Below are 23,707 nucleotides of genomic sequence, written 5' to 3'. Positions count from 1 at the left end.
AAGAAGGACAAATAACGTAGAGGTAAAACCAGAATGCATGCTTCTAAAAGCAATGCCTTCTGGTTTTTAGTAATCCTTAATTAGTCTATTTCTAACCGTATGGAATTTGATTTTCCATTATTTAATCCTTTCATCAAGAACTCTCCAAGACTGATAGATTTAACACATTTAATACTACCTTTTAAACTACTTTTTTCACCTTTCAATACTTCAACAATTTTTACGCAAGCTTCTCGATCATTTTGCACAATAGGAGCTTGAGCACATTCATTGACAGCTTTATCCATCTTTTGCTGATAAGCTTTTAACATCGCTTCATCATCTTGATTACTTGGTAAAGGCACACCATCATACCGTTGTTTCAGCACAATATATCTCCTTAACATACCTAAGTCTTTAAAATCAATATCTAATTGATTAAACTGAATGTTTTCAATAGATCCTAATAGACCAAAAATACCAAAAGTGTTGTTCTTGAAACCACTATTTTCTACAGCCTGTAACAACGTTTTGAGTGAATAAATATTGCTAATAGAAAGAGAGCCATTACCTTGTAGAAAATCCTTTGCCGCAAACTCTACATTGATTAATCCATTACCGGTACTATAGTTAAGGTCTGCTTTGAAATTCAAATCTGCTGGTGCAGTATTTATCATACCTGACTTTGCCCCCCAACCAAACAATAACCAATCAGGAGCATAACCACGTTGATCTTTAATACCAATTGCACGTAAATCAATCCGTTGTTGATTAGATTCATTTTCAAAATCTTTGATTTGTAGCTCATCAACAAATAATTGATCTGCTATTTCTAGACCTGAAATGTTTACTGTTTTTAATGGTGTCGCAGATACTTTATTCCAAGATACTTTATCTGCTAGCCCTTTCTCATCTACAAATCGCTGTAATCTCTCTTCTGCTGTCTGAGTAGCATACCACGATCCACCAAACCAAGCACCCAGCAACAGGATTAAAATTGTAACGATAATAATAGTAAGTTTTTTACTGTTCATCTTAAATCTTCTTCCTTTCTTCTCATTACTTTCTTGCATCTATTATTAATTGCTGTGCTTTCTCTGGGGACCAGTCTGGAATACCGAACTGGATACGAGCAATAGTTTGAGGATTTTGTAAATCAGCACACATTTCTTGCTGGCATTTAAATACTGCTGTGTCATCTATCGTTACCTCTGTCAAAGGCAAACCAACCTTATCTAACTGAGTAGTGCTGAAAGATTGTTGGCCTCTAATCCAATACCAACCCTTTTCCAAAGGTAGGGACAATACCATGCTATATGGCCATACTACCTGAGCCTTACCATTTTGAATACTATCAACTCTGACTAAGCTAGACAATGTTTTCTGTTTTCCTTCAAGCATATCAACGTAATTTCTTGTGCCTGCTTGAATATTTTGATAAATATTCTGTTGTACCTTATCTGATGTACTCCAATCTAATGCTTGAAGCTCCCTATACTTATTAAGCTGTTTTTCTGCCTCATACGCCTTTTCACGACGCAAACGCTTTGCTTCTAATGCTTTTTCATGAGCTAATCGTTGCTCTCTTTCAAACAAATAATTTGTTGTTCCAAAACCTTTCTCTTGCTTCCATTCACCTTTAGCGTAAGCTTGCCAATTTTTCCCATAAGCTCTATTACGGGAAAATTCAGTCCTATACAATTTCTGTTCCATTGAATACTCATCTAGTCCTTTCTGTAATCCCTCAACAAAAGTCAATCTTAAGTGAAAAGATTGATTATGTGTTCTATGGTTAAAGTACTGAAATGCTGTTTCTAATTGTTTTTTAATTGTGCTAGCTTGTCTAAAATCTTCAGCACGATTAGTCAGAATAAGCCCATCACTGCCCTCTTCAAATGCACCAAAACCCGCATAATCTTTCTTATATGCGACCAAGAAATAATGAGCATTTAATTCTTGGCTAGAACCAATACCAAAAAACAATTTATGCTGATTAAAAATCGAACCTTCAGGTGTATAGAATATTTCCAACTCTTGAGGTCCTGAAATTTTCGTATAGCCAGTAAAAGGTAAACCATGCTTAAATACAAATTCTCTTTCTCTAAGAAGAACCTCCCCATCAGAGCGCTCCACACGGACAGTCCCTTCACCATCTAGAAAACCATTCTGATCACAACCTACTCCCTTAGTGATAATCTGAACATAATTTTCTTGACCTTTAAAATCAAAAAAACTCAATACCTTACAGCCATCTTGATTTTTCATTGTTTGAAAATTAGCGATAAGTTTTTGACGTTCTTCTTCTAATAAAGGTCTCCATCCTGAAACTGGGAAGGATTGCATCTTGTCTACAGACTCTATCTTTTCTACTGTATCAGTGACCACTGTTTGCTCTGATGATATTTCTGTCGACGATTGAACAGGCGCATTTTCCACTACTGCAGTAGTTTGAGGTACCTCTTTAGTCGACTCTTCGGTTCTTTTATCAGTTATTGTTGTTTGAGTAACGACATCAGACTTTGATGATTCTTCCTCTTTCTCCGCAGTAACTTTCTGCTTACTTGCTACATTATTTTCCAATACAAAAGCCCATTCTTGGCTCTTATTTGTATTTCCTTTCAAAACAACATTATGCTGAACGTCAACATAAGACCACGTAAGAGTTTCTGCTTTTGGACATAACTTATTGAAAAGGTTACCTAATTTTGGAAACAATGCCTTTACACTTTCTTCAGAGGCATTCGATCCCGCCTGAAAACGCAATTGCAAATCTGTTTTACACCAATTTGATTCATTTGCATTATCTGCAATAATAACCAAATCTTCTTTCTTTGAATAACCAACTTGATACGATTCCTCAGCCCAAGCTAAGGTGGTCGATAAGCTCATAAGAGCAATCGTTATATTTTTATACATAACTATCCTTTAAGCCATCAAGACAATAAATGATTTCTGATTCTAATCGTAATAGAAATACTTCCAATACTACAATTCGTCTAAATTTACACCATGAGATTTGGACTGCTCAACTGAACCTGATGATTTACTAGGTATATCATCTAAATTTACACCTGAAGAAGTTAAGTTTTCAGTGTTATTTGCTGTTTTTTGCGACGATTTAACTACCGTTTGCATAGTTTTTTTTGTTTTTTTCTTGCCGGTTGATGACACTTTAGATCCTGCTTTTTGTACCAAACTAGCATGAACATATCCTAATCTTTTTCCACTAGTATCACTAATAGCAATCCAGTTATTTTCTGTACGACCTAAAGCAAAAAAACGTTGACCTGCGTTTAATGTACCTAAACTCATAGCAGTATCGCTAGGAGCAATTCGTACATTGCCCGTTTTGATGAAAACATAATTTGCATTGATAGGAGTAATAGAGACCTGCGCTACTTTATCCGTATTCTTTAATCCTAAATTTTCCAGAAAACCATCAATAGATGCACATCCAGCTAAAATACTTCCCCCTAACATAGATATCATAAACAGTTTTTTATAATTCATTACCTATCCTTTGTACACAACATCGTAATAGCTAAAAGCCCCCTCAACATACTACTTCTTATTGATGAGTTTTTACTATTCTAACAACTTCATGATATAAAATATAAAAGCAATATCTTACAATTGTAGCATTATGGACGCATTTTGTTTCAATTTAACTAAAATCAAAATAAACAATATACATAATACAAATTAAAGGAAATTTAATGCTGTTTCTTTGGATCCAGATCATCAGGAATACTAAAAACGTCAATCCCTTCATCCAGTAATTGCTCTCTCTGCTCTGCCGTAGCTTGCCCTCGAATTGAACGCTCTTCGGTTTCACCATGATGAATTTTAATCGCTTCTTCAGTAAACCTATCACCCACATCCTCTGCTTTATTAATGATATTTCTAAACTCTTTCATCAGCAATGCACGTACTTGTTCAATATTGGCGCTACTTTGAAAATCCTGCAATTGACTTTCTTTAGAAGATGAGTTTGTCTGAGGTACTGAAGAAGAACCTTTTACATAAGGTGCTGATAATTCCTTTTTAACTTGTGTCTCACCACAATAAGGGCAACTAATCAATCCCCTTTTGGTTTGATCATCCAATGCTTCAGCAGAAGGAAACCACCCTTCAAACATATGATGGTTAGTACAACTAAGATTAAAAACTTTAAAACCCATTCTTATTCACATAACCAATAGCAAATATAGTTTATAACCAATCTGCCTTTTTAAATTTATAGTATAGGAAACCACAGATACCCCCCATCAACCCCAGAGCCAATGGATAGCCATACTGCCATTCTAACTCAGGCATAAATTTAAAATTCATTCCATAAATACCTGCTATTGCCGTAGGTACAGCCAAAATCGCCGCCCATGCAGCTAATTTTTTAGTAATATCTGTTTGATGTGACTGACCAATCATCAAACTTGCTTCAAAAGCAAATGCTAAAGCTTCATGTAAGGCATTGATTTGCTCATCAATCCTCGCAATACGATCCGAAACTACGGTGAAATAAGAACGTGAATCAGGCTCAATAATGGGACTATTCATAACGGCAATTTTGCGACAAATCTCTACCATCGGTGTAATGGATGTACGAATTCTTAATAAATCTCGTCTTTGTTTATACAATTTACGGATATCAGTTTCTCTAAATCCTCTTAGCATCATTTTTTGTTCGACCTGATTGACTTCCACCTCTAGGCGTGATGCTAATGCCGCAAAACTATCTACAAATACATCTAAAATCTCTGCCACTACAAAGTCCGAGCCACGCGCAATTAATTCAGGGCAAGACTCCATACGCTCTCGCAAGGAGGAATTAGTCATTGCTCCACCTCGTCTTACGGTGAGAACAAACCCTACTCCGAAAATCATCTGCATTTCACCAAATACAAGTTTTTTGTTTTCGCGAGTAATTGTAACGGCTACCAACTGAATATAATTACCGTAATCAATAATTTTAGGTTTTCGATGCTGTTGGATAATTTCTTGTGCTGCCTCATCAATAATTGATAAATCTCTACATACCTTAAGCAGTTCTTCTTCCGTAGGATCTTTTAATCCCACCCATAGTAAACGCGATGAATCTTTTTTATAACCAGCAAGTTTACTTAAAGGAATATGTTCACGCTTTTTACCATGAACATATTCCACAGAAGCAACCAATCCTGTTTCTTTCTTCGCTTTTTTAGCTACAGGAACTTCTTTTCCTGCATCTGCCTCAGCCTCAGCAATAGCAGCACTAATAGCCGTTTGAGCATCACCTGTATCATCACTATTGCCTTCTTCAAAAGACTTTTCGATGTTTTCATCAATGATGTCATCTAATTCTTCAGAACCATGTGCTTCAGTAAACTCATCAACAGCCTGTTGCAACTGCTCATGAGCTTGTTCAAGCTCATACTCTGCTTCCTTGATACGATCCTGTGCTTCATGCATTTCTTTGAGTCGTTCAAGTTTTTGACGGTCTACACCCTCTTGATTATCATGCATGATAAGACTCCTCTCTCATATTTAAATAGAATAAAAAACAGCACCGTTGTTAGCATAATGACTAACGAAAGGTATTATAAAACGAATTTAACGTATAAACGTAACATAGCACAAAGCAATGAAATGATATGATGATATGAAAACAGCTAAATCACCCTACTTACAGATACTAACTATTTAGTGAAAAAACCTCTATGATGAAAAATACGATAAAAGATAAGTCATTAAAAACCTACCCTTTATCGTAAAAAATAATTAGTGTCCTAATTTAAGCCTGAGCAATATTAAGCGTGATAGTCCTGTAATCCACGAGCAATCACAATCTTTTGAACTTCACTCGTTCCCTCATAAATCTGTGTAATGCGTGCATCACGATAATAACGTTGGACGGCATAATCCTCTAGGAAGCCATACCCTCCATGAATTTGAATAGCCATACTACATACTTTTTCACACATTTCCGACGCAAATAATTTCGCTTGAGAAGCCTGTGATAAGCTCGGAATACCACGGTCTTTTAAAGACGCCGCATTTAATACTAATAATCGAGCTGCTTCAATCTGAGTATGCATTTCAGCGAGCATATTGGCAATACTTTGATGCTGTATCAATGGTTTATTAAATTGAGTACGCTCATTAGCATATTTTAGAGCCGTTTCAAAAGCAGAACGAGCAATACCAACTGATTGTGCGGCAATACCAATTCGACCATTTTCCAAGTTTGCTAATGCAATCGCTAGACCCTTTCCTCGCTCCCCAAGTAAATTCGCTTCTGGAATACGACAATTTTCCAACGTAATCGCACAAGTATCAGACGCTCTTATACCTAACTTATGCTCTACACGGCTAACAATATAGCCGGGATTATCGGTTGGCACCAAGAAGGCCGAAATTCCTTTTTTGCCTAACTCTGGATCAGTCACAGCAAAAATAATAGCTAAACCTGCACGTTTGCCATTAGTCACAAACTGCTTTGAACCATTTAATACCCATTCGCCATTTTCTAATGTAGCACGGCATTTTAAGGCACTCGCATCTGATCCAGCCTGTGGCTCTGTTAAACAAAAACTACCAATGACTTTACCTGCACACATATCGGCTAACCATTGTTTTTTCTGTTCTTCATTACCTGATTTAAGCAAAGTACCGCAACAAACTGAGCTATGTACACTCATCATCGTAGACATCGCAGCATCTCCTACCGCAATCTCTTCTACAGCCAATGCATAAGACACATAATCAATAAAAGAACCACCTTCAGTATCTGGGACAGTCATACCTAGCAAACCGAGCTCGCCCATTTGCGCAATAGCCTCATCACCCAACCATCCATCTTTTTCCCATTGTTCTGCATGTGGCGCAATTTCATTTTTCGCAAAATCACGTGCCATATCACGGATCATTTGCTGTTCTTCACTTAACTGTGTTGTAAACATTCACCTACCTCTTTTATTGTTTAGACAGCATTTTAATAATCGCTGAAAAGTCTAAACCACCATAACCTAAATTGCTAAACGTTTGATAAAGTTGCTGCGCTGTAGCACCCATCGTTACTGGCGCTTTGACAGACTTTGCTGCCTCTGTAGCAAGACCTAAATCTTTTAACATTAAATCTGTCCCAAAACCACCCACATAATCTCTAGAAGCAGGTGCTGTTTCAACCACTCCTGGATACGGATTATTTACTTCTGTACTCCAACAACGGCCAGAAGAAGTGTTAATAATACCGGCAAGAATCTTGGCATCCATACCTAATGAAACGCCCAAATTCATCGCTTCAGCAGCACCTACCATACTAATACCTAACAGCATATTATTAGCAATTTTAGCCACCTGACCGTTTCCTGTACCCCCGCAATAAACAATATTCTTACCCATGTTTTGTAAGACAGATTTTGCCCGCTCATAAGCAGCTTCCGTACCACCAACCATAAACGTTAACGTCCCCGCTTGCGCTCCTCCTGTACCACCTGACACTGGGGCATCCACCATCAAGTTACCTTGTTTAGCCGCTGCTGCTGACACATCACGTGCTGTTTGCGGATCAATCGTTGATGAATCGACTAATAATACCTCAGGCTTAACAGTTGATAAAATACCTTGCTCACCCAAATATACCGAGCGTACATGTGCAGACGCTGGGAGCATGGTCACTAATACATCAATCTCTTGTGCAGCCAAATCAGCTGGACTAGCAAACGCTTTTGCCCCCGCTTCCGTTAGCTTTTGAACCAATGCTGGGACTAAATCAAATACAGACACTTCATGACCTGCTTTTAGTAAATTGAGCGCCATAGGCCCACCCATATTACCTAAACCGATAAAGCCAATTTTCATTATTGTCTCCTAGAATAAATTGTATTTATACGCTTACCTTAAAATAATACGCATCAAAAGAATGTCACTTTTGGGATATTTTTACATCATTTGATTATTTCGGCTATTAGGAAAAGTGCTATGTTTCTTCGCTTTTAGTTTAATCATTTCCACAATAATTACTATAATAGAGAGTATCTTAATCCCTTTTTTACTCCTTGCTGCTTTCTAAGTAATGCTTCGTTTTATCTTCATCACACTTTTTATCCTATTTTCGACCCCTAGTGAATTACTGGCAAAAACTTATCCTTGGCTACTCTGCCGTGTTGTTAATGTCGCTGATGGGGATACGATTACCTGCTTGGAAAATCGCACGACATATAAAATTCGTTTAAACGAAATAGATGCACCAGAAAAGGGGCAAGCTTTTGGACAAAAAAGTCGTCAAACACTTAGGGATAAAATCATTCAACAGACCGTTAATATTGAAATCATCGGTAAAGATCGTTATCACCGTTATATTGGTAATATTTATTTAAATAACGAAAATATTAACTTATTTATGGTACGTGAAGGCTATGCGTGGGCTTATCGTAAATACCTTAAACATCATTATTATCTTGAAGCAGAAGCACTAGCTAAGGCTGAAAAAAAAGGTTTATGGTTAGACGGCGATCTTGCTATTTACCCAGAAACCTTTCGTAAAAATCAGCGTGAAAAAAATAGAAAATCTTGGTTTACACTACCTTGGTAATCACATCGCCTTTTTGATAAAAATTCTCTAAATTATCAATCACTAATTGTGCCATTTGGTCTCGTGCTTCAATCGAACCACTACCCACATGAGGCATCAAGACGACATTCTTTAATTGTTTCAAACTTTCTGGTACAAATGGTTCATTATCAAAAACATCCAAGCCTGCGCCAGCAATAGTATTGTTTTGTAACGCTTGAATCAATGCTTCTTGGTCAATCACTGAGCCTCTAGCAATATTAATCAGATATCCCTCTCGCCCTAAGGCTACCAATACATCGTGATTGATTAGATGACGGGTATCTGGACCACCCACGGTCGCAATAATCAAAAAGTCTGACCATTGTGCTAACTCAATCACAGATGCCTTATAAACAAAATCAACATCATCACGCTGACGACGATTATGGTAGGCAATTTCACAATCAAACCCACTTAAGCGTTTTGCAATCACTTTACCAATACTACCCAAACCAACAATACCCACTTTTTTGCCTGATACATTAGGAGTTAATGTAAAACTTCCCTTTTCCCATAAACCATTACGTACAAATGTATCTGCTTGGCATACTTGGCGCACTAGTGCTAATAGCAATGCCATAGCTGTATCAGCAACAGCATCATTAAGTACTTCAGGTGTATTACTAAATGGAATACCTCGTGCTTTTAGTGCTTGAATATCCGTACTGTCATACCCTACCCCAAAATTACATACCACTTCTAAGTTTGGCATTAGATCAATCCATTCTTTTTTCAACCCAACATAAGCACTGCTGATAACTATTTGGATGGATGCGCCTATTTGTGCTAATTGTTCGGTAAGGCCTGCTAAATCATTGACATATATCACCTGATAATGTTGCTCTAAATATTGCTTAATTTTTTCATGTGGACTATTGAGAACAAGAACATTTTTTTGTGACATATTACCTCCTTTATAAGCTTAATCGACGAAATATATATAGCTGTACCGCAAAAATAACACAAAACCATTGATTTAGCTTGAAATATTTCATTTTTTTGACTTATTTATCTAAAACAATAGTAGAATAATAGGTTAATTTTTACTCCTTTCTGTACGTTAAAAAAGATGTCCTTAATCGTCCATAAATATGGTGGAACCTCTATGGGTTCTATCGAACGCATCCAAAATGTTGCCAAACGTGTCGCTAAGTGGCACGCTGCTGGTCACCAAGTCGTCGTAGTTCCATCTGCCATGTCTGGGGAAACCAACCGTTTACTCGGCTTAGCAAAAGAAATTAATGAGTTAGCTGATCGTCGTGAATTAGATATGCTTGCCTCTACAGGCGAACAAGCCAGTAGTGCTTTATTAGCTATTGCATTACAAACACTAGGCGTATCAGCACGTAGTTATACTGGTTGGCAGTTACCGATTAAAACAGACAAATCCTATACCAAAGCACGCATTACCTCTATTGACGGTGATCGTATCAAAAAAGACTTAGCTTTAGGTAAAGTAGTCGTCGTGACAGGCTTCCAAGGTGTAGATGATGAAGGCAATATTACAACTCTTGGACGTGGTGGATCTGATACATCAGCCGTAGCAATTGCTGCAGCTATCCAAGCAGATGAATGCTTAATCTATACTGACGTGGATGGTGTATATACAACAGACCCTCGTGTTGAGCCAGATGCTCGCCGTTTATCTGTTATTTCATTTGAAGAGATGCTCGAAATGGCCTCTTTAGGCTCTAAAGTTCTACAAATTCGCTCTGTTGAGTTTGCAGGCAAATACCGAGTTCCCCTACGTGTACTCTCATCACTAACCGACCCTAATATTGACCTTGAAGTTGAAAAAAATTCAGGCACCCTAATTACTCTTGAGGAAAATTCAAAAATGGAAGCTGCTGTTGTCTCTGGTATTGCGTTTAGTCGCGATGAAGCAAAAATTACTGTGTTAGGTGTACCTGATAAACCGGGGGTTGCTTTCAACATTCTTGACCCTATCGCTCAAGCCAACATTGACGTGGATATGATTATCCAAAACCAATCTGTGGATGGAACAACAGACTTCTCATTTACCGTTAATCGTAATGATTTCAAACGTGCTATTGAAGTTATCAATACGACTGTAGTACCTGCCGTTGGTGCTCGTCAAGTTATCTCTGATGAAAAAATCGCCAAAGTGTCTATTGTCGGTATCGGCATGCACTCTCACGCTGGTGTTGCAAGTAAAATGTTCCGCACCTTATCTGAAGAAGGCGTGAATATCCAAATGATTAGTACTAGTGAGATCAAAACTTCTGTTGCTATCGAAGATAAATATATGGAATTGGCTGTACGTGCTTTGCATAAAGCCTTTGGTTTAGATAAAGAGAAAGTACAAGCTGAGTAATGGAGTGATTGTTTACTTAAACTTGAGACAACATATACAATTATTTTTTATTAATATGCTGTTTTAGGTAAATTTTACGCAAAAAAAGTAATTTTTTTTCTTAAGTATTGATTTTTTATTTAAAGTACTGCTATAATCAATCTTTCTCTGGAAACGTGGCCGAGAGGCTGAAGGCACTTCCCTGCTAAGGAAGCATGTGGGCTTAAACCTGCATCGAGGGTTCGAATCCCTCCGTTTCCGCCAGAGAATTTATGCTTAGAATAACTAAGCAACGTAAGAAACCCATATAAACTTATGATTTTTATGGGTTTTTTTTGAATTTTTCATTTTTGAATGTTCTTTGTGTTGCTTATATAGTTATATATACAACTGTTTTTTACGGTATTTTTTTACGGTATTTTAATAATTCCTACTTTTTAAACAAGGAAATACCGTAAATTATGTTAACCGTAAAAGAAATCAATAACTCAAAACCCCGTACTAAAAATTACAAGCTTACTGATAGTAAAGGCTTATATCTTTTTATTACACCATCAGGCTCAAAGCATTGGCGACTAGATTATAGTTACCATCTTAAACGAAAAACCATTTCACTAGGAAGTTACCCCACCCTGTCTCTTGCTCAAGCAAGACGACAACAAGCTGAAATTAAAGATCTTCTTGCACAAGGTATTTGCCCATTAGAACAACGAAAACAAGAAAAACTACTTCAAAAGGCTGAACAACAAACTTTTGAGGATGTAGCTATGCAATGGTTTAAACAGTGGTCACACGACAAACACCCTAAAACAACCCAGCAAACATGGACACGCTTAGAAACTTTTGTCTTTCCTTTTTTTGGGAAAAAACCTATTAGTCGTATTTTATTAGCGGACTTTATTACATGTTTTAAAGCCATGAGAGCTAGTGGTGCATTGGAAGTTGCTAAACGCAACATGCAAAAAGTCAAAAGTATCATGAAGTTTGCTTATTTAGATGGACTTATTACTCATAATCCCATTAGCGATATTACTCCGAAAGATTTTTTGCCTAGCAGGAAAAGACGGCATCACGCACGAATCGAAGAAAAAGATTTAGCAAAACTTCTTTTAGATATTCATAACTATTACGGAAGTGAGATTACTGTTATTGCATTAAAACTCATGTTACTCACCTTTGTTAGAACATCCGAGTTAATTAAAGCAGAATGGGAAGAAATAGATTTTGATAAAGAAATATGGGTAATTCCTGCGGAACGGATGAAAATGCGGAGAAAACATATTGTTCCGTTATCAACCCAATCCATTCAATTATTAAAGCAATTACAAACACTTAGTGCGAATACACCTTATTTATTCCCTGATGATCTAGGACGACAACATCACATGAGTAATAATATGTAGAAGTTCAGACTTCATCTGACAGTTCCCCGTTTGACAAGCGGTGTCTGTCAGATTAGATTTAGCTCAGCTTTTTGCTGTTCCAAATCTGTTTACCATCAATCAATGTTTCTATGGGTGTTCGCCCACAGCACATCTTTCCTTGATGAGTTCGTTCATTATTATAGAAATCAAGCCATTCGTCTAGGTCTTTTTGCAAACTATCTAAATCAGCATAGAGTTTTTTGCGGAACGTTACTTGATAAAACTCCTGCAAAATGGTCTTATGGAAGCGCTCGCAAATACCATTGGTTTGAGGTGATCGAGCCTTAGTCTTTGTATGCTCAATTTCATTAATAACTAGATAAAGCTCATAATCATGATGCTCTACCTTACCGCAGAACTCTGTTCCTCTATCTGTCAGAATGCGTAATACAGGTAAATCATGCTCTGCATAAAAAGGTAATACACGATCATTAAGTAAGTCTGCAGAAGTAATAGGGGTTTTAGAGGTGTATAGCTTACAATGCGCTACTTTACTGTAAGTATCGACATATGTTTGCTGATAAATACGTCCTACCCCTTTTAAATGCCCCACATAAAAGGTATCTTGTGAACCCAAATAGCCAGGATGCGCGGTTTCAATCTCACCCATGGCTTGCTCTTCATCTTTCTTGCGTTCAAGAGCTTGTATTTGTTGCTCATTCAGAATAATTCCTTCTTGCTGTACTTTCGCCTCTAAGGCGTTTAGACGTTTGGTAAAGTTCTCCAAGTTGTGCCGCAACCAAACGGAACGAACACCACTAGGTGATACAAATATTCCCTGTTTACGCAACTCATTGCTAATTCTTAGTTGACCATAGGCAGGATAATGAATCGCCATCTCTATCACCGCTAACTCAGTGGCTTCGTCCACTCTATTTTTAAGGTTAGGCACCCGTCTATTACGATCAATGAGTGCCTCTATACCGCCTTCTTCAACCAATTCTTTATAGCGATAAAATGTATCCCTCGATACGCCCATAATTTTGCATGCTTGCGACACATTTTTTAATTGCTCTGCTAAATTAAGCAGTCCTGCTTTATGTTTAATCACATTATTGGTAGTATGTAACATGAGAGTTTCCTTTTGTTTGTTTAAAAGATTCGCACCTCTTATTCAAACGGGAAACTCTCTTTTTTGCAACTCATTTGTCAGATTTGGTCTGAACTTCTACATATCATCCCTCTTAATAGCATGTTTTCCATTTCCATATACCCCCCTACAGCTGCTTACTCAAAGACCACTTTCCCTTAGTTTTCAAGAAAACTAAGGTTAAATCATAAGAATTTTCAGGGGCTAATTCATTACTACGTTTATATTGTATGTGTAATTCTTTGCCTGAATGAAGTTTTTGCTTCAGTTCTTCTGGGCTTCCTACCATGATGTCACCGTACCAATTAACCTTAAAAAGCTCAGTTACTTCTTCATTCCCAATAAAGACCCTTTCTGAGTATTCTGTATAGTGTGTAGCCTTAAACTCAAGACTACGATCATTTAAAGCAGAGATTGCTCTCTTTGATAAATCTAGTGTACTAATCATTTCTTTCACACTCCCAATAAAAAACCGCCATTTAAGGCGGTTAAGTGTTTAATAATAAAATTACATCTCCAGCTCAGGTTCTGGAGGATTTAGTGATTTCTCAAATTCATTTAATATATCTTTAATTTTTTCAGGCAATATATTGTCAGCTACTCTCTCACGAATAGAACCGTATTCATAAGCATAGATAAGTGCATGAGAGTCTAAGCTATTATCAAAAATATAAATATTATCTGCTAGTAACATTGCTTTTGATAAATTACTTATGCTTTTATCATAACGGCGTTCTAGAACATCTTCTTGAATATTATGTCCTCCTTGTTGCACTCTATGAGCCACCCGAATTTTTGAAAGATCAATACTATCAAGATAAACATAATTAAGAGTGACCTCAAAGCCATTTTCTTTGACCTGTTTCATTAAATTCAAGGATTGTTTGCTTGTGAGTGTAGTTTCAAAAATAAAAGATTGTTTATTTTTAACAGCCTCTTTTATTTTTTCTAAAGCCAACCTACCAGCCAGAATTGATGCGGCTGCACTATCCTTATTATTTAACGTTTTAGCAATATTATCCGCATTGATAAATATAAAATGTTCTTCTTCTAAATAAAGGTTAAATAAAGTACTCTTCCCTGAACCATTTACACCAGCCAGAATGATAAATTTAGCTTTTTTCTCTCTTTCCATAAGGCTCTTTTTCTACTATATCTCCATTGACTATTTCTACTCTAAATCGTGTTCCATCAGGATACTCTACAATATTCACTCCTCCAATAGAGTAGTACGCTTTCTTACCCTGACTCAGTAATCGTTTAACGATATTTACTGGATTTTTAGTAACACGTTCATAAAATTGTTGAGAAACGCCTGTTGTCATATCAACTCCTTAGCTTTAATCTATATTCTAGTATAACCTACCAGCTTATTATATGAGACTACATCTCCAACTCAGGTTCTGGTGGTTCTTGCTGTTGTGATAAATAGCTATCAATTCTTTTTTCAATGAATGAGATTGTTTTATTAATGGAATATTCAATAAACCTTGTTAAAGGTTCTATATTCCTATTACCAGTCTGAGCAATTTCTAATGTACGGTAATATTCAGGACGGTCATCTTTCTCTATAATCGTAATTGGATAACCGCCTTTTAATAACTCCAAATTCATTAATAATCGTCCTGTTCGACCATTTCCATCAACAAAAGGATGTATTTCTTCAAAATCAGCATGAAAACGAGCAACCGCAGGAATCAACCCTAATGTTTCTTTATTTTTACCAAAATCCTTTAAAATGCCATCCAATCTTGAGGGAATCATGGACGGTAACGCTGTTGTGGTTTCAGACCCCTCAATAAATACCGACGATGTTCTGTAAACTCCTCTATTTTCTTCGTCATGATTCAATACATAATAATGCAACTCACGAATAAAATATTGAGATAATGGCTCATGTTGCTTTACGGCGTTCTCTAAAAATTGTAATGCTTGAGCCTGATTAATCGCTTCCAAATGCTCAGAAAGCTTTTTACCTCCAACAGTAATACCATCAGAAATAATAATCTTTGTTTCAATCAATGAAAGAGAATTACCTTCTATCGCATTCGTATGATAGATATAGCGTAACCGTAAGTCTTTTAATAATGAGGGATGTTCAATTGCCCATACAGGATCAAGTGTTTTGACCATATTTTTCCCTACCTTCGCTAAATTCTAAAAAATTGAAAAGCTGCTTTTTTCATAATTCCACCGGCATCTCAAGTACTTTCTGCCTGAACTTTTCAGGCAATCCACGTGGTGTGGCAATATCTACTTTTAAGCCAAACTGTTCCTGTAACTCGTACATCATAGTCCCAATATCTAAGTAGCTTAGATGAGGAGTTGGATAGATAATAATAATATCAAGATCACTATCTTCCGTATCTTCTCCACGAGCTACTGATCCAAAAATTCTAGGGGATAAGCCATTATTAGCTAGAATAATTCGTTTAATATCATTTCTATGATTTTTAAGAATTTCTGAGGGTTTCATATTACCTTCGCTTTAATCTGCATTCTCATTATAACTTAACAAGAATACTTACCAAAGCCCACTGCTTAGTCATTTGCTAGCAGTGGCTTTTCGACCGTCTGTTATCCGATCTATCAGAAGATTATTGATGTTTCACTAGTTTTTAATCCCCTTTGGGGTTCTAGTCATTTCATCACATGAATATTCACGTTCATTACTTTCATAGCGTGCGGATTCGTCAATCCTGTGGTCGAAGCGGATATTAATCAGCTCCACTGTTTACAGTGCGGTTATTTCATTAAGGCTACCCGACTTTACACCTTTGCATCACATCAACTAAAGTCAATATGACACCAAACCACTTACGTCCAGCGGTTTTATGTAGTTAAATTTTTAAAGAACTATAGAGCAATGCTCCATAGTTCAAAGTTTAGTAAAAACTAAAACAATACGTCAATGATTTTCTTGACGTTAATTTAGAAAAAAACTAAATTATATGATTTGTGTTGTTTTTAAATCTCTATTTTTTAGTATTAAACTTTAAAGACATAAGAACATCTAATTCTTTTTTATCTTGTTCAGATAAGCTCATATATTGTTCATATGTAATAGAAAATGGCCAACTTGTTATAGGTATATGACCTATTTCTTGATCCAGAGTCAAGGGCTCTAAATCTAAAGCTTTCTCCAATGTCCTAGCAGCTCGATCACCTATACTTTTACCATTATTATAATTTTCAGACAAAAACTGTCCTATACGTGAACGAGTGTACCCGTATTTTTCAGCAAATTGAGCATCAATACCGTTAGCTAATTTATCTATTAATCGTCGTAGGTTTTCCCTGCGAATAACATATCTTTTATCCATTCGTTAATTAAACACAATTTTTAATAATAATTGGTTTAGTATTTTCTTGATATTATGTTTAGAATATTCTAAACTTTAATTTATTGTTTATATTTTTATTTATGAAATGAACAGAGAATTACAAAAAGCAATTGATATGCTACTGCAACGGAGCTATCACAACCTTCTGTTTCATTAATAAAAAATGGAAAACGGACTCAAGTCAAGTTCTCAACATACAAAGCTCTCGTAACATTTTTTGAAAAGGTAAAAGAAAATGGCTAGATTATCTAAAGCAGAAATTGCTCGTATCCAAGCTGAACGTGCTGAGTTGACTCAAAAAATTGATAGCTTAGAGCTAGGCTTTATGTCTCGTTCATTAGCACAAATAGGTTTGCCTCATTCCAACCTTGATACGGACTATTTTGAACGTACAAGTGGATTGATTACTTTTTCAGTCCAAGCTCACAAAAAAAATGGATTACCTTACGGAATGTATCCACGCCTATTGCTTGCGTGGATATGCACGGAAGCAGTAAAGACCCAAAATCCTGTATTACATTTAGGCACAAACCAGACAGAATTTCTTAAAAAATTAGACTTACAGAACGATGGACGTTATATCTCTGCGTTAAAAGAACAAAGTAATCGGTTGCTATCCAGTCTTTTTAGGCTAGATTTTGCAGATAAGAAAATCCGTGGCTTTAAAAATTTAATTTTAGCCAGTGAAGGCTTTGAGTTCTGGACGCCCCATGCTGGAGCATGGGAAACTCAATTTAAACTATCACAAGAGTTTTTTGAGGATGTTGTGAGTAATCCAGTACCTCTTGATTTAAACGTGCTTCATGCAATCCGTAAATCACCCTTAGCAATGGATGTGTATACGTGGTTAGCATACCGAACCTATCTTGTATATACTCACGGAGGTCACCCTGTAAAGATTAGCTGGGCGGATTTACAAGCTCAATTTGGTTCTAATTACGGATCAGATTATCTAAATATTGAACTACCAGCTGATGTTCTCATCAAAAAACAGCAACAAGGATTACGTGATTTTAAAAAATTCTTTCTTAAAGCGACAAAAGCAGTATCTGAACATTATCCTGAACTTAATCACATTATTTCAGCAGATAGCCAATTTTTAACGGTTGGTGGGGCTAAATTAATCAAATAATTAGATGTATATAAAATGATTAAAGAATTATTGAAATTGCTTGATTATATTCATATCCAGCAGTTAACACATTATATGCCTAATAACCTCAGAGGACTCAAGTCTTTAGATTTAGTTCGTGAGGTGACAGAAGAGCTTAATAAGCATACATCACTATTTGATAGTGATCCTTGGGTATATGGCACAATGCTCCGCCTTGATATATTTTTTCAGAAAATAGTTTTATTCAATTACATTTCTCAATTTACTATTTTAGAGAAAACCTATCATCAAAATAATTCTATACTTAATTTAGAAAAACACTTTGAACAAACAGTAAATGACGGTATATTACGTAACTTTCTCCATTTTCACAATAAATTCACCATCCAACAACTAACTTTACCCTCAAGAAAGCTAGATAAAAAGTTAGCTACTTATGGCTTTGTTAAAAAATCTATTGTTTTAGATATTAATGAATTAAATAGCCTAAAGGTTTCTTTGTATCAAATTCCACTATTAATTGCGAGTAAGACAAACTTATTTGAACAACTCCCTTGGGTTCAAGATCATTTGTGGTTTCTATCGCAAGAAATAGAAAGGTTTATTCATTTATAGCTATAAAACTCTCAAAAATAATATACTTAAAGCTATCTTAAATGTTTAGTATAGCCTTATGTCTATTTTAAAAAATATATGGGATCAATTATCCTCACATAATCAAAATGAAGAACAAGCCTTCCATAGCTTTATGGCACACGTTCAGAAAGCATCATCCTACTATAAGAAAGAGCCTAAACGGCACCATGCCTTAGAAGATTTAATACGTATCATTTTAAAACCTATACAATGCAAACATATTGCTCATAGTTATACTGTACAACCCCATTTTGCAATTAAAGCTATTGAAGTAAGTGACTTCTTCCCCTTCTGCTTACCCGATACTACCTTACACGCTTATCACAAAGACTTACATGGTGTTCTGCATTTAAGGCGTGATATTGTTTTTCCTACTACATGGCATCCTTCTAGCCTAATTTCTTCATTAGCACTCATTCAAGATACTCAAAATAACTTTGAGCAAAGTACTAATCACCTAGTAACACTATTACTACCGTTTAGAATAGGCTTTGTCACTAACGGAAATCATTCTATAGCTCAAGGTATTTTAAAAGGAAATGGAGTTATTCAACCAAGCTCGGTAATTGATGTACATAATTTATTGCCCAAAATCACTTTTGATGGTAGATATTGGTTAAAAAATGAAAATGGTAACGTATTAGGTCAACCTCGGTATAAAGAATTTGGTTGGGTTTGGGAAGCCTATAAATGCTTTTATCCCGTAGATTTTCAGACTTAAATCAGCAACTTAAAAATATTAAATCCACGTGAAATCACTCCCGCTTTTACGTGAAATCACTCCCGCAAAAATTTTGGAAAACTCAAATTTTATTAAAAAAATCAAAAAATTAAAATGTAACATTTGCTCGGCAAGACAGTATACAAGACAATATATTTATGAAGAGGAAGTATTCTTTTTTTTTAATTTAATATGTTTTCTTTTTTTTAGTTATTCATTTACTTTTTATCTTTATTATTAAGTCACTTTTATTCAATAGAGAGCCACCTTCTTCTTCATAAAAAAAATACGTGATTTTTATTGAATGCTTGAATTAGAAATTTTTTCAAAAAAAAATAGAATTTAAGTTTTTAGTTTTTAATTGAATTAATGCGTTGAAATTTATTTAAAATCTGTTCATTAAAAGCATTTATAGCCTCACTATTGAATTTTTTAAGTGAATTTATAGGAAAGGGGTTTAAAATTGGATTTAAAATTGAATAGAGGGCTTATTTTAGAGTAATAGCAAATATTGGTTGAGTTTTTTTAAGATTATTAAACAGATAATTTTGAGGCTACATACCTATTCATACTAACGCCTTGCTCAGCAGCCGCAATAGCAAGATTACGATGTACCATTGGTGGAATACGTATTCTAAATTCGCCACTATAATTTCGATCGGCAATCGCTTCAGGTATTGATTCATTATTGGCTTTCATATCTTGAACAACTTCATTGACTACTGTCATAATACCAGTTAGTGCGTCAGATGGAGTTTTTGCCAACCAAGATAACGATGGAAACTCAGCACACAGACCAACATATTCTTGATCTTCTACTGACCATGAAATTCTGTAAGTATAGTGTTCCATTACTTAATAACTCCTAATTTTATCAATGCTAGTAAGACTTGCTTAACTTGATAGATTTTAGCCTTACCATTGTCATTCTGAATATTAATTCTCGGATTGCCTTGCCAAGGTGTTTTAAAAATCAGGTGACTTGATCCACTTGAACGAGGATTACCAAAGAATTCAGTACAAACCCTTTTTAATTCAGAAAACCTAATATTAGCAGGTTCATTCTGCATTTTTTCTATTATCTTTTTTGTTGTACCCATGAGATAGTTAATAACTATATAATACCTAAAATGGTATCATTATTGATACCATAAAGCAATATAATTAATTATCTAAAATTAATCTCATTCTTAAAAATAATTAGTTTTCTGAATTTTAATGCGTTGAAATTTATTTAAAATCTGTTCATTAAAAGCATTTATAGCCTTGCTATTGAATTTTTAAGCTAAGGTATTAAAAGGTATCAGTAACACATCAAAAATTGAATAGAAGGCTTATTTTAGAGTAATAGCAAATATTGGTTGAGTTTTTTAAGATTATTAAACAGATAATTTTGAGGCTACATACCTATTCATACTAACGCCTTATAACCGCTTTAGGTGGTTTAATTTAGTTTTTTAAATTTGGACAAGAAAAGCTGTTACGTCATAGTAGGTAACAATGTATTGTGAAAAGGTCGCACTATAGATTTATTATGTTTCTGCTCCGCTTGCCACAAATCATAATCAAGTTGCATTTTAAGCCATGTTTCTGCTTTCGTTGCTCCAAATGCCTCTTCTAACCTAAGAGCCATTTCAGGGGAAATACCAGTCTTTCCATTAACAATCCGTGATAACGCAGAACGAGTAACCCCTAATCCCTTAGCAACCTCTGTCACAGTAAGATTTTCTAAATATTCTTTAAGAAGCAATCCGGGATGAGGTGGATCATACATTCTAGCCATTTTAAAAACTCCTAGTGATAGTCCTGATAATCAACAATATACACATCTTCACCATCAAATTTAAAAGTAATTCTCCAGTTACCATTAACCTTTAATGACCAATGATCTTTTGATTCACCACTCAAAGAATGCAGGTTCCAACTAGGAACATTGGCATCTTCTATATTTTTCATTATATTAAGGATTTGAAGTTGTGTTTTTAATCGTACAGCATGCTTGGCATTAATTCCTTTTATAGAACCTGTATCAAAAAACTTTTGTAATCCTTTGTGTTTAAAAGATTTAATCATAGTTTAAATAATGTGCATCGTTGCTATACACTATACACTATACACTATATACTATTTAATATTAAAAATCAAATAAATCCTAGTCAAATTTAATAGCATATTTAGTAAATTTTCAGACTTAAATCAGCAACTTAAAAATATTAAATCCACGTGAAATCACTCCCGCTTTTACGTGAAATCACTCCCGCAAAAATTTTGGAAAACTCAAATTTTACTAAAAAAATCAAAAGCTTAAAATATAACATTTGCTCGGCAAGACATATTGCAAGACGTATTGCAAGACATAGGTTTATCAGAAAGGAAAGTTGGTTACTTCGCTTTCAATATTTATTATTATTATTTTTTTTTGAATTAATATTTTTTAAAAATTTAGTTTTTATTTAAATAAATTGATGCGTTAAAGTTTTTTAAATATGTTCGCTAAGCCAATTTTTAACCTTGCTATTGAATTTTTAAGTAAATTTATAGAAAGGGTATCAGTAACGCATCAAAAATTAAGTAACGATTGTTTACAAGCTTTTGTTGTCCTACGTCAATGCTGAATTAGTAATTTCGGTGATCATTAAATACTAAATGTAAATAATAATTATTCTTACTCAATAAAATAATACTGAAATACATTAGCGATTACACTAGTAACGTCTATCTAGTTTTTTAGGAGGAATGGCATGAGTAAACCTAATTTTATGAGAATCTGGAATGAGTTTCCAGATCATATGAAATATCCAACGATGAAGGATTTATTTACTTGGCAGGGTGGACAAGCAGAAAGAAATATCTATGCAAAAGGTTTTGGTGCAAACGGTAACACTTGTGCCAGTCGATTGAGTATTGCCTTCAATCGAGGTGGTTGGCCAATTAATGCGGCTGTTGCAGCCTCAGTTGGTGCTCGCACGTTAAAGACAGCTGATGGTTCTCATATTATTTATAACGTAGAAGAACTAGGAAAGTATCTTGCAAAAAGACTTGGAAAATCTAGTAAACCTGATACAACTATACCATTTGACAGTGAGATCAAAGGTAAGCGTGGTATTATTGTGTTCAAAGTAAACTGGAGAAATGCTACTGGTCATATAGCCCTATTTAATGGTCAGACTTATTGAGAGCCGAGTCATGATGATTTTTCACGTTATATCAACTTGGACAATCCTTCAATACGCACTCAAAAAAGCATATTTTTTGAGTTTAACTAGGGAAAAATCATGTTAAAAAAAACTATCATCACGCTAATTTTGAGTCTCCCTTTAAGTGTCTGGGCACAACCTAAGGGAGGAGCTATTGCTCAACAAGAGCTTATTCAAGCACTAAATGCTTTTGCTAATGCCTCTTGCCTTGCTGAACAGAAAGACTCCTATTTGAAGAAGACAGGGGAAGCTTGGGCAAATTCACTTATGGAAGGGAATAGTGAGTTTAATCCTGAAGAAGTGTTGATACCGTTGAGTGAAACAGTTGACAAGGCAATTGCTAATACCACAGCGTATGTTATTCGCTATGAGGCTTCACCTACGGGAGATTTGGAATTACCAATTGCTTATTGTTTTGATGTTATTCATCAACCTAATGTTCAAGCGTTAATTCGAGAGTTAAGCAAAAAATATAGTCGATTAGGTAAAAAACCAAATTAATATAGCGTTAATCAAACTTAACCGCTTTTTTCAGGCGGTTTTTTTTAATGCAAAATCTTGAACTGGTATGGAAATTTTGGACTCCTTGGTGTCCAGAAAATTCATACCAGTTCAAACGAGGATTACCAAAGAATTCAGTACAAACCTTTTTTAATTCAGAAAACCTAATATTAGCAGGTTCATTCTGCATTTTTTCTATTATATTTTTTGTTGTACCCTTTAAAACATCTAATTGTATGTTAAAATTAGAGCATAATTAAATACTAAATATGAGGTTATTTTATGAACTCTATCTATGCTGAACAGTCCATTAGCGTAACCGAATTAAAACGCAATTACGCCTCTATACTAGCTACGGTGGATGCTCCAATAGCTGTACTCAATCACAATAAACCAGAAGCTTATCTTATTCCAGCAGATTATTTTGAAAGAATGATGATTCAATTAGAGGATATGGAGCTAAATATGATTGCAGAGAGACGAAAAGATGACAAATTAATTCAGGTTTCCATTGATGACTTATAAATTATTTTTCACAGAACAAGGCTTAAAGGAATGGAAAAAACTCGATAACAGTGTTGCTTCTTTATTTAAAAAAAAACTAATTGAAGTATTAGAAAATCCGCATATTCCTAAAAATAGACTATCTGGATATACTGGATATCGATATAAAATAAAACTAAAATCTATTGGTTTTAGACTGCTTTATGAAGTCATTGATGATCAAGTAATCGTTAAAGTCATCAGCGTTAATAGACGAGATTCTATCTATAAACGATAAAATATGACTAAGC

The 23,707-nt window shown here is 35.2% G+C and carries 29 protein-coding genes and 1 tRNA gene; 11 read left to right on the top strand and 19 right to left on the bottom strand.

The features are described from left to right. Window positions 1–80: 80 nt before the first annotated feature. The 7 genes from BQ4443_RS09110 to mmsB all read right to left on the bottom strand — a co-directional run bounded on the left by BQ4443_RS09110 (window position 81) and on the right by mmsB (window position 7,818). Entirely contained in the window at window positions 81–1,013 is a 933-nt protein-coding gene (locus tag BQ4443_RS09110; RefSeq protein ID WP_023952448.1) for a hypothetical protein, read from the bottom strand. Window positions 1,014–1,038: 25 nt separating this feature from the next. Further along, complete coding sequence (locus tag BQ4443_RS09105; protein WP_071058611.1) at window positions 1,039–2,895, bottom strand: hypothetical protein; 1,857 nt, start codon at window positions 2,893–2,895, stop codon at window positions 1,039–1,041. A gap of 69 nt (window positions 2,896–2,964) precedes the next feature. Continuing rightward, window positions 2,965–3,489, bottom strand: a complete 525-nt coding sequence (locus BQ4443_RS09100) for an SH3 domain-containing protein (protein WP_071058610.1) — start codon at window positions 3,487–3,489, stop codon at window positions 2,965–2,967. A gap of 203 nt (window positions 3,490–3,692) precedes the next feature. Beyond that, window positions 3,693–4,160: a DUF1178 family protein gene (locus tag BQ4443_RS09095; protein WP_023952455.1), complete on the bottom strand. Its 468-nt coding sequence runs from the start codon at window positions 4,158–4,160 to the stop codon at window positions 3,693–3,695. Window positions 4,161–4,191: 31 nt separating this feature from the next. Next, the gene (locus BQ4443_RS09090; RefSeq protein ID WP_371128782.1) at window positions 4,192–5,481 is read right to left on the bottom strand and encodes a CorA family divalent cation transporter; all 1,290 of its coding nucleotides are present in this window, start codon (window positions 5,479–5,481) and stop codon (window positions 4,192–4,194) included. A gap of 284 nt (window positions 5,482–5,765) precedes the next feature. Further along, window positions 5,766–6,917 carry an acyl-CoA dehydrogenase family protein gene (locus BQ4443_RS09085; protein ID WP_071058609.1) on the bottom strand — a complete coding sequence of 384 codons (1,152 nt, stop codon included), beginning with the start codon at window positions 6,915–6,917 and terminating at the stop codon, window positions 5,766–5,768. Window positions 6,918–6,930: 13 nt separating this feature from the next. Then, window positions 6,931–7,818 carry a 3-hydroxyisobutyrate dehydrogenase gene (gene mmsB, locus BQ4443_RS09080; protein ID WP_023952459.1) on the bottom strand — a complete coding sequence of 296 codons (888 nt, stop codon included), beginning with the start codon at window positions 7,816–7,818 and terminating at the stop codon, window positions 6,931–6,933. Window positions 7,819–8,032: 214 nt separating this feature from the next. On the opposite strand from mmsB, the gene BQ4443_RS09075 reads away from it, so the two are divergent. Beyond that, window positions 8,033–8,551 carry a thermonuclease family protein gene (locus BQ4443_RS09075; RefSeq protein ID WP_023952461.1) on the top strand — a complete coding sequence of 173 codons (519 nt, stop codon included), beginning with the start codon at window positions 8,033–8,035 and terminating at the stop codon, window positions 8,549–8,551. Here BQ4443_RS09075 and BQ4443_RS09070 read toward each other — a convergent pair. Then, complete coding sequence (locus BQ4443_RS09070) at window positions 8,535–9,476, bottom strand: 2-hydroxyacid dehydrogenase (RefSeq protein ID WP_023952463.1); 942 nt, start codon at window positions 9,474–9,476, stop codon at window positions 8,535–8,537. The genes BQ4443_RS09075 and BQ4443_RS09070 overlap by 17 nt on opposite strands. Window positions 9,477–9,641: 165 nt before the next feature. Between BQ4443_RS09070 and BQ4443_RS09065 the strand changes: the two genes are divergently transcribed. From BQ4443_RS09065 to BQ4443_RS09055, 3 genes are all read left to right on the top strand, one after another. Next, entirely contained in the window at window positions 9,642–10,907 is a 1,266-nt protein-coding gene (locus BQ4443_RS09065) for an aspartate kinase (RefSeq protein WP_071058608.1), read from the top strand. Window positions 10,908–11,056: 149 nt separating this feature from the next. Beyond that, a tRNA-Ser gene (locus BQ4443_RS09060) sits at window positions 11,057–11,150 on the top strand. Window positions 11,151–11,347: 197 nt separating this feature from the next. Beyond that, window positions 11,348–12,289 carry a tyrosine-type recombinase/integrase gene (locus tag BQ4443_RS09055; protein ID WP_023952465.1) on the top strand — a complete coding sequence of 314 codons (942 nt, stop codon included), beginning with the start codon at window positions 11,348–11,350 and terminating at the stop codon, window positions 12,287–12,289. A 58-nt stretch (window positions 12,290–12,347) separates the two neighbouring features. On the opposite strand, the gene BQ4443_RS09050 is transcribed toward BQ4443_RS09055, so the two are convergent. From BQ4443_RS09050 to BQ4443_RS09020, 7 genes are all read right to left on the bottom strand, one after another. Further along, complete coding sequence (locus tag BQ4443_RS09050) at window positions 12,348–13,382, bottom strand: IS481 family transposase (protein WP_071057811.1); 1,035 nt, start codon at window positions 13,380–13,382, stop codon at window positions 12,348–12,350. A gap of 145 nt (window positions 13,383–13,527) precedes the next feature. After that, window positions 13,528–13,857, bottom strand: coding sequence for a hypothetical protein (locus BQ4443_RS09045; RefSeq protein WP_176752462.1), 330 nt, complete (start codon window positions 13,855–13,857; stop codon window positions 13,528–13,530). 51 nt (window positions 13,858–13,908) lie between these two features. Continuing rightward, window positions 13,909–14,535, bottom strand: coding sequence for an ATPase (locus tag BQ4443_RS09040; RefSeq protein WP_023952753.1), 627 nt, complete (start codon window positions 14,533–14,535; stop codon window positions 13,909–13,911). Further along, a complete protein-coding gene (locus tag BQ4443_RS09035; RefSeq protein WP_023952751.1) occupies window positions 14,513–14,725 on the bottom strand; it encodes a hypothetical protein in 213 nt (70 codons plus the stop codon). The genes BQ4443_RS09040 and BQ4443_RS09035 overlap by 23 nt, the downstream gene beginning before the upstream one ends. 58 nt (window positions 14,726–14,783) lie before the next feature. After that, a complete protein-coding gene (locus tag BQ4443_RS09030) occupies window positions 14,784–15,533 on the bottom strand; it encodes a Fic family protein (RefSeq protein ID WP_023952749.1) in 750 nt (249 codons plus the stop codon). Window positions 15,534–15,582: 49 nt separating this feature from the next. Continuing rightward, on the bottom strand, window positions 15,583–15,876 hold the full coding sequence (locus BQ4443_RS09025; RefSeq protein WP_071058606.1) for a nucleotidyltransferase family protein: 294 nt from the start codon (window positions 15,874–15,876) through the stop codon (window positions 15,583–15,585). 499 nt (window positions 15,877–16,375) lie between these two features. Beyond that, window positions 16,376–16,723: a hypothetical protein gene (locus BQ4443_RS09020; RefSeq protein WP_071058605.1), complete on the bottom strand. Its 348-nt coding sequence runs from the start codon at window positions 16,721–16,723 to the stop codon at window positions 16,376–16,378. Window positions 16,724–16,979: 256 nt separating this feature from the next. On the opposite strand from BQ4443_RS09020, the gene BQ4443_RS09015 reads away from it, so the two are divergent. Genes BQ4443_RS09015 through BQ4443_RS09005 form a run of 3 tightly spaced genes read left to right on the top strand, consistent with a single transcriptional unit; the run spans window position 16,980 to window position 19,215 of the window. Then, window positions 16,980–17,876 (top strand): replication protein RepA, encoded by an 897-nt coding sequence (locus tag BQ4443_RS09015; RefSeq protein ID WP_083331901.1) that lies wholly within the window; start codon window positions 16,980–16,982, stop codon window positions 17,874–17,876. A 15-nt stretch (window positions 17,877–17,891) separates the two neighbouring features. Next, window positions 17,892–18,473, top strand: coding sequence for a hypothetical protein (locus BQ4443_RS09010; protein WP_023952745.1), 582 nt, complete (start codon window positions 17,892–17,894; stop codon window positions 18,471–18,473). Window positions 18,474–18,531: 58 nt separating this feature from the next. Continuing rightward, window positions 18,532–19,215, top strand: a complete 684-nt coding sequence (locus BQ4443_RS09005; RefSeq protein ID WP_023952743.1) for a DUF6710 family protein — start codon at window positions 18,532–18,534, stop codon at window positions 19,213–19,215. 534 nt (window positions 19,216–19,749) lie between these two features. Here the strand turns inward: BQ4443_RS09005 and BQ4443_RS09000 are convergent. The 4 genes from BQ4443_RS09000 to BQ4443_RS08985 form a co-directional block, all read right to left on the bottom strand. Then, window positions 19,750–20,067, bottom strand: coding sequence for a type II toxin-antitoxin system HicB family antitoxin (locus tag BQ4443_RS09000; protein WP_023948863.1), 318 nt, complete (start codon window positions 20,065–20,067; stop codon window positions 19,750–19,752). Further along, window positions 20,067–20,285 (bottom strand): toxin HicA, encoded by a 219-nt coding sequence (locus BQ4443_RS08995; RefSeq protein WP_218118042.1) that lies wholly within the window; start codon window positions 20,283–20,285, stop codon window positions 20,067–20,069. Before BQ4443_RS08995 ends, BQ4443_RS09000 begins: the two co-directional genes overlap by 1 nt. 410 nt (window positions 20,286–20,695) lie before the next feature. Beyond that, on the bottom strand, window positions 20,696–20,998 hold the full coding sequence (locus tag BQ4443_RS08990) for a HigA family addiction module antitoxin (RefSeq protein ID WP_023948859.1): 303 nt from the start codon (window positions 20,996–20,998) through the stop codon (window positions 20,696–20,698). Between the two features lie 11 nt (window positions 20,999–21,009). Then, on the bottom strand, window positions 21,010–21,288 hold the full coding sequence (locus BQ4443_RS08985) for a type II toxin-antitoxin system RelE/ParE family toxin (protein ID WP_023948857.1): 279 nt from the start codon (window positions 21,286–21,288) through the stop codon (window positions 21,010–21,012). A 686-nt stretch (window positions 21,289–21,974) separates the two neighbouring features. On the opposite strand from BQ4443_RS08985, the gene BQ4443_RS08980 reads away from it, so the two are divergent. The 4 genes from BQ4443_RS08980 (at window position 21,975) to BQ4443_RS08965 (ending at window position 23,694) form a co-directional block, all read left to right on the top strand. Further along, on the top strand, window positions 21,975–22,391 hold the full coding sequence (locus tag BQ4443_RS08980) for a T6SS effector amidase Tae4 family protein (RefSeq protein WP_256330967.1): 417 nt from the start codon (window positions 21,975–21,977) through the stop codon (window positions 22,389–22,391). A gap of 99 nt (window positions 22,392–22,490) precedes the next feature. Continuing rightward, entirely contained in the window at window positions 22,491–22,913 is a 423-nt protein-coding gene (locus tag BQ4443_RS08975; protein WP_023953405.1) for a hypothetical protein, read from the top strand. Between the two features lie 282 nt (window positions 22,914–23,195). After that, window positions 23,196–23,438 carry a type II toxin-antitoxin system prevent-host-death family antitoxin gene (locus BQ4443_RS08970; RefSeq protein WP_023953407.1) on the top strand — a complete coding sequence of 81 codons (243 nt, stop codon included), beginning with the start codon at window positions 23,196–23,198 and terminating at the stop codon, window positions 23,436–23,438. Continuing rightward, entirely contained in the window at window positions 23,428–23,694 is a 267-nt protein-coding gene (locus BQ4443_RS08965; RefSeq protein ID WP_023953409.1) for a type II toxin-antitoxin system RelE family toxin, read from the top strand. Before BQ4443_RS08970 ends, BQ4443_RS08965 begins: the two co-directional genes overlap by 11 nt. Window positions 23,695–23,707 lie beyond the last annotated feature (13 nt).

Origin of the sequence: Pelistega sp. MC2 (assembly GCF_900099475.1) — a bacterium.
GTDB lineage: Bacteria > Pseudomonadota > Gammaproteobacteria > Burkholderiales > Burkholderiaceae_B > Taylorella > Taylorella indica.
Note: the sequence above shows the minus strand (reverse complement) of the source record. Positions and strands in the feature narration are given on the sequence as shown.

Bases quoted from the DNA above. Each gene is read 5' to 3' on its own strand.
- BQ4443_RS09110 (WP_023952448.1), bottom strand. From the start codon at position 1,013: ATGAACAGTAAAAAACTTACTATTATTATCGTTACAATTTTAATCCTG.
- BQ4443_RS09105 (WP_071058611.1), bottom strand. From the start codon at position 2,895: ATGTATAAAAATATAACGATTGCTCTTATGAGCTTATCGACCACCTTA.
- BQ4443_RS09100 (WP_071058610.1), bottom strand. From the start codon at position 3,489: ATGAATTATAAAAAACTGTTTATGATATCTATGTTAGGGGGAAGTATT.
- BQ4443_RS09095 (WP_023952455.1), bottom strand. From the start codon at position 4,160: ATGGGTTTTAAAGTTTTTAATCTTAGTTGTACTAACCATCATATGTTT.
- BQ4443_RS09090 (WP_371128782.1), bottom strand. From the start codon at position 5,481: ATGCATGATAATCAAGAGGGTGTAGACCGTCAAAAACTTGAACGACTC.
- BQ4443_RS09085 (WP_071058609.1), bottom strand. From the start codon at position 6,917: ATGTTTACAACACAGTTAAGTGAAGAACAGCAAATGATCCGTGATATG.
- mmsB (WP_023952459.1), bottom strand. From the start codon at position 7,818: ATGAAAATTGGCTTTATCGGTTTAGGTAATATGGGTGGGCCTATGGCG.
- BQ4443_RS09075 (WP_023952461.1), top strand. From the start codon at position 8,033: ATGCTTCGTTTTATCTTCATCACACTTTTTATCCTATTTTCGACCCCT.
- BQ4443_RS09070 (WP_023952463.1), bottom strand. From the start codon at position 9,476: ATGTCACAAAAAAATGTTCTTGTTCTCAATAGTCCACATGAAAAAATT.
- BQ4443_RS09065 (WP_071058608.1), top strand. From the start codon at position 9,642: ATGTCCTTAATCGTCCATAAATATGGTGGAACCTCTATGGGTTCTATC.
- BQ4443_RS09055 (WP_023952465.1), top strand. From the start codon at position 11,348: ATGTTAACCGTAAAAGAAATCAATAACTCAAAACCCCGTACTAAAAAT.
- BQ4443_RS09050 (WP_071057811.1), bottom strand. From the start codon at position 13,382: ATGTTACATACTACCAATAATGTGATTAAACATAAAGCAGGACTGCTT.
- BQ4443_RS09040 (WP_023952753.1), bottom strand. From the start codon at position 14,535: ATGGAAAGAGAGAAAAAAGCTAAATTTATCATTCTGGCTGGTGTAAAT.
- BQ4443_RS09035 (WP_023952751.1), bottom strand. From the start codon at position 14,725: ATGACAACAGGCGTTTCTCAACAATTTTATGAACGTGTTACTAAAAAT.
- BQ4443_RS09030 (WP_023952749.1), bottom strand. From the start codon at position 15,533: ATGGTCAAAACACTTGATCCTGTATGGGCAATTGAACATCCCTCATTA.
- BQ4443_RS09025 (WP_071058606.1), bottom strand. From the start codon at position 15,876: ATGAAACCCTCAGAAATTCTTAAAAATCATAGAAATGATATTAAACGA.
- BQ4443_RS09020 (WP_071058605.1), bottom strand. From the start codon at position 16,723: ATGGATAAAAGATATGTTATTCGCAGGGAAAACCTACGACGATTAATA.
- BQ4443_RS09015 (WP_083331901.1), top strand. From the start codon at position 16,980: ATGGCTAGATTATCTAAAGCAGAAATTGCTCGTATCCAAGCTGAACGT.
- BQ4443_RS09010 (WP_023952745.1), top strand. From the start codon at position 17,892: ATGATTAAAGAATTATTGAAATTGCTTGATTATATTCATATCCAGCAG.
- BQ4443_RS09005 (WP_023952743.1), top strand. From the start codon at position 18,532: ATGTCTATTTTAAAAAATATATGGGATCAATTATCCTCACATAATCAA.
- BQ4443_RS09000 (WP_023948863.1), bottom strand. From the start codon at position 20,067: ATGGAACACTATACTTACAGAATTTCATGGTCAGTAGAAGATCAAGAA.
- BQ4443_RS08995 (WP_218118042.1), bottom strand. From the start codon at position 20,285: ATGCAGAATGAACCTGCTAATATTAGGTTTTCTGAATTAAAAAGGGTT.
- BQ4443_RS08990 (WP_023948859.1), bottom strand. From the start codon at position 20,998: ATGGCTAGAATGTATGATCCACCTCATCCCGGATTGCTTCTTAAAGAA.
- BQ4443_RS08985 (WP_023948857.1), bottom strand. From the start codon at position 21,288: ATGATTAAATCTTTTAAACACAAAGGATTACAAAAGTTTTTTGATACA.
- BQ4443_RS08980 (WP_256330967.1), top strand. From the start codon at position 21,975: ATGAGAATCTGGAATGAGTTTCCAGATCATATGAAATATCCAACGATG.
- BQ4443_RS08975 (WP_023953405.1), top strand. From the start codon at position 22,491: ATGTTAAAAAAAACTATCATCACGCTAATTTTGAGTCTCCCTTTAAGT.
- BQ4443_RS08970 (WP_023953407.1), top strand. From the start codon at position 23,196: ATGAACTCTATCTATGCTGAACAGTCCATTAGCGTAACCGAATTAAAA.
- BQ4443_RS08965 (WP_023953409.1), top strand. From the start codon at position 23,428: ATGACTTATAAATTATTTTTCACAGAACAAGGCTTAAAGGAATGGAAA.